General features: G+C 76.4%; 3 protein-coding genes. 2 read left to right on the forward strand and 1 reads right to left on the reverse strand.

Annotated elements, in window-relative coordinates:
* Positions 1-1823: ABC transporter ATP-binding protein (locus tag IN07_RS23245; protein WP_156119361.1), on the reverse strand; the 1823-nt coding region annotated here is incomplete at its 3' end.
* A gap of 103 nt (positions 1824-1926) precedes the next feature.
* Between IN07_RS23245 and IN07_RS23250 the strand changes: the two genes are divergently transcribed.
* Together IN07_RS23250 and IN07_RS23255 are read left to right on the forward strand one after the other, a co-directional pair.
* The gene (locus IN07_RS23250; protein ID WP_036341414.1) at positions 1927-3885 is read left to right on the forward strand and encodes an FUSC family protein; all 1959 of its coding nucleotides are present in this window, start codon (positions 1927-1929) and stop codon (positions 3883-3885) included.
* Between the two features lie 294 nt (positions 3886-4179).
* The coding region (locus IN07_RS23255; RefSeq protein WP_036341416.1) for an SPFH domain-containing protein at positions 4180-4458 on the forward strand (279 nt) is incomplete at its 3' end.

A 4458-nucleotide genomic window follows, 5' to 3' on the forward strand; every position in this document is an offset into this window, starting at 1 on the left:
GGGGTGGTCCTGCCGGCCGGCGGGGCGTCGTCCCAGGCCGGCTCGCCGCCGGTGCCGGACAGCAGCAGCCGGTACAGCGGTGAGCGCGCCTCCAGCTCCGCCGCGGTGCCGACGTCGACCACCCGCCCGGCGTCCAGCACGGCCACCCGGTCGGCCAGCGCAAGGGTGGAGCGGCGGTGCGCGACCAGCAGCGTCGTCCGGCCCCGGACGGCGGTGCGCAGGGCGGCGTGGATCCGGGCCTCGACCGCGGCGTCGACCGCGGAGGTGGCGTCGTCGAGCACCAGCACCCGCGGGTCGGTGAGCAGGGCGCGGGCCAGCGCTACCCGTTGCCGCTGCCCGCCGGAGAGGGTCAGCCCCTGCTCGCCGACGACGGTGTCGTAGCCGTCGGGCAGCTCGCTGATGAACCCGTCGGCCTGGGCGGCGCGGGCGGCGGCACGGACGTCGGCGTCGCTCGCGTCCGGGCGGCCGAAGGCGATGTTGGCGCGCACCGAGTCGGAGAACAGGAAGCTGTCCTCGAAGACGACGCCGAGCGCGCCGCGCAGCGCACCGAGGTCCAGGTCGCGGACGTCCCGGCCGCCGATCCGCACCGCCCCGACGGAGACGTCGTAAAAGCGGGGCAGCAGGCTCACCACGCTGGACTTGCCCGACCCCGAGGTGCCGACCAGCGCCAGCGTCTCCCCCGGCTCGACCCGCAGCGACACCCCGGAGAGCACCGGGCGGCCCGGCTCGTACCCGAAGGTCACCCCGGCGAGCTCGACCGGCAGCGGGCCTGCGGGCAGCGGGTCGGTGCCGGACACCAGGGTCGGCCGGGCGTCGATGATCTCCAGCACCCGCTCCACCCCGGCCCGGGCCTGCTGCCCGAGGGTGAGGACGGCGGCGAGCTGGCGCACCGGGGAGACGAGCACGGCCAGGTAGGTGGCGAAGGCCAGGAAGGTCCCCAGCGTGATGGAGCCGCGCAGCGCCAGCCACCCACCGAACGCCAGCACCCCCACCTGGCCCAGCGCCGGGACCGCCTGCAGCAGCGGCTTGTAGCGGGCGGTGAACCGGACCACCCGCATCCGGGCGCCGAACAGCCGGCGGGCACCGCCGTCGAGCCGGTCGAGCTCGCGGTCCTCCTGCCCGAACCCCTTCACCACCCGCACCCCGGTGACCGCGGCCTCGACGTCCCCGGCCACCACCCCGGCCTGCTGCTGGGCGGCCCAGTTGGCCGGGAACAGGTCCCGGCGGGAGCGCAGCGCCAGCCACCACAGCGCCGGGCCGACGGCGAGCGCGACCAGGGTGAGCAGCGGGGAGAGCCACGCCATGACGCCGAGGGAGACGACGAACAGCAGCGCGCTGCCGGTGAGGTTGGGCAGGAACGCCAGCAGCCCCTGCACGAGGGTGATGTCGCTGATCGAGCGGCTGACCGTCTGGCCGGTCTGCAGCCGGTCCTGGGCCGGGCCGTCCAGCCGGGACAGCGCCGCGGCGACGTCGTCGCGCAGGTCCAGTTGCACGTCCAGCGACAGCCGCCCGGCCAGGTAGCGGCGGACGAAGCCGGCCGCGAACCGGAGCACCCCGGCCAGCACGAGCGCGACGAGGAACGGCGTGACGCCGACGGGGCGCCCGGACTCCGCGCCGGCCACGACCCGGTCGACCACCTCGCGGGTCAGCAGCGGCACCCCGGCGGCGATCACCGAGCCGATCAGGGCCGCGCCGAACGCGCCGATCAGGTCGGCCCGGTGGCGCAGGCAGTAGCCGACGAGCCGGCGGAGCCAGCCGCCCTCGGGCACCGGGTCGGTCCGGTCGGCGGACGGTGCGGCGGTCTCCTCGACGGTGGCCGTCACTGCCGGACCGGGCCGGTGCAGCGGTGGGCTCCCGGGCACGGCACGGCGTCCAGTGTGCGACGTCCTCGCCCTGCCCGCCGCGCCCGGGTGGGAGGCTGATCCTGTGGCGGAGCGGGGGTTGCGGGCGCCGGCCTGGCTCGAGGAGCTGGTGCGCACCAGCCCGGCGAGCGTGCCGTGGCGGGACGTCACCCGTTTCGCCCTGGTCATCCCCGGCCCGCTGGCCCTCGCCCTGGCGATCGGGGGCGTGCAGGGACCGGCGGTGGGGGCCGGGGTCTTCGCCACCATGGGCGCGCTGGCCGCGACGTTGGCGCCGCAGTCGGGCCCGCTCCGGGTCCGGCTGCGCCGGGTCGCCGCGGCGTCGCTGCTGGGGGGCGTCGGCCTGCTCGTCGGGCAGGGCCTGACCGGCGGCGGCTGGCAGCCGGTGCTGCTCATGGTCGTCGTCTCGGCGGTCGCCGCCCTGCTGAGCTCGATCAGCGGCGCCTTCTCCCTGGGCGCCCTGCAGCTGCTCATCTACACCGCGATCTCCTCCGGGTTGGAGACCCCGCTGTCGGCCGGCGTGGAGCTCGGCTTCTTCCTGATCGGGGCGGCGTGGGGGGCCCTCGCCGTGCTGGTGCAGGCGCGCACCGAGCAGCTGGACCCCGACCGGTCCGCCGTGGGGGTGGTGTTCACCCGGGTCGCCGAGCTGCTCGAGGCGATCGGCACCGACCGCACCGACGAGGCCCGCCGCGAGCTCACCCTGGCGCTGAACGCCGGCTACGACCGGGTCCTCTACGCGCGCAGCCGCTCGGCCGGCCGCAGCCGGGAGCTCGCCGAGCTGGCCGGGGTGCTCAACGCCGCCGCACCGCTGGTGGAAGGCGCGGTGGCCAGTGCCCGGGGCGGGGTGTCGGCCGACTCCCGGGACATCGGGGCCGCGCACGCTCTGGCCACCGCCGTCACCAGCCGCCGGCCGGTGCTGGGCGAACGGCCGCCGCCGGTCGAGGACGCACCCGCGCCGCGCCGGGCGGTCCGGCACGGCCTGCGGCTGGTGTGGAACGTCGTCGGCGACCCGGAGGAGCGGGCCTCGGCGGCGGTGGTGCGCCCCGAGCTGGAGTGGCGGGTGCGGCTGCACGACCTGTTCGACCGCACCGTGGGCAACGCCGACTCCCGGGCGTTCGTCGTCCGGCTCACGCTGTGCATGACGGTCGCCGAGATCGCCCGCCAGCTGCTGCCCATCGAGCGGCCCTACTGGGTGCTGCTGACCGTGGCCATCGTGCTCAAGCCCGACTACGGCTCGGTGTTCACCCGCGCGGTCCAGCGCGGGGCGGGCACCCTGCTCGGCGTCCTGATCGGGTCGCTGCTGCTGACCTTCCTGGAGCGGGACGCCTGGGTGCTGCTCCCCCTGGCACTGTCCGCCGGTGCACTGCCGTGGGCCCGCAGCGGCAACTTCGGGCTGTTCTCCGTCTTCCAGACCCCGCTGATCATCCTGCTCCTGGACCTGGCCACGCCCAGTGGAGCCGGGCTGGTCGGTGCCCGGCTGGTCGACACCCTGATCGGCTGCGCGATCGTGCTGGTGTTCGGCTACCTGCTGTGGCCGCAGACCTGGCGGGCCCCGCTGGACGACGCGCTGCGCAGCGCGACCCTGGCGCTGGACCGCTTCGTCGCCGCCGCGTTCACCGAGGGGCCCGAGGCGACCCGGCGAGCCCGCCGGGGCAGCTACCGGGCGCTGACCGAACTGCAGACCCAGCTGCAGCGCCGGCTGGCCGAGCCGCCGCCGATCAGCAGCCGGGCGGCGGCCTGGTGGCCGGTCATCGTGCAGCTGGAACGGACGTCGGACGCCGTCACCGAGGCGGTCATCGCGCTGCGCGCGGGCGAACCGGCCCCCGACCCGGCGCAGGTCGGCGTGCTGCGCAAGGCGATCCGGGAGCTGGAGCGGGACCTGCGCGAACACCGCGCCCCCGACGACGCCGAGATCGACGCCGACGGCGTCCTCGCCCCGGTCGCCCGGGAGGTGGACGCCGCCCGCCGGCTGATCCGGGAGACCACCCCGGGCCGGCGGTCCGGCGTCCGCGGCACCGACGACTGATCCCGGCAAGTCGCTCGCTCACACCGCCGGTTCCCGCTACCGTTCCCGCTCGCCCGGGGTCAGCAGCCGGACGGCATCGCCGTCGCAGGTCCTGCGTGTCGGCTCCGGGCATGCCATGTCAGGGCAGACGTCTGCGGAACGTCCGGGGGTTCGACTCCTCAGGCCGTCCGGCGCACGGTCATCCCGGCGCGACCGGCCTGCGGCACCTCGGTGCCCCCCGTCCGTGCCCGACCGCGCGCCGGACGGTCGCCCCGGCGGGCAGCCGGTCGAGCGAACAGGGAGAGGGCGCCGGTCGTGCGCATCATCGTCGAGGAGTGGGAGCGGGTCCTGGCCTACCGGGACGGTCGCTTCACGGAGGTCCTGGCACCGGGACGGCACCGCCGGGCGCGGCGGCGGCAGCGGTTCGTCCGGGTCACCGTGCGGCCGCGGCTGCTCGTGGTGCCCGGTCAGGAGGTGCTGACCGCCGACGGGCTGACGGTCAAGGTGAGCCTCTTCGCGACCTGCCGGACGGTGGACCCCCGCCGCTGGCACGAGGCGGTCGAGGACGCCGACGCGTTCGTCTACGCAGCGCTG

The organism is Modestobacter caceresii (assembly GCF_000761485.1).
GTDB lineage: Bacteria > Actinomycetota > Actinomycetes > Mycobacteriales > Geodermatophilaceae > Modestobacter > Modestobacter caceresii.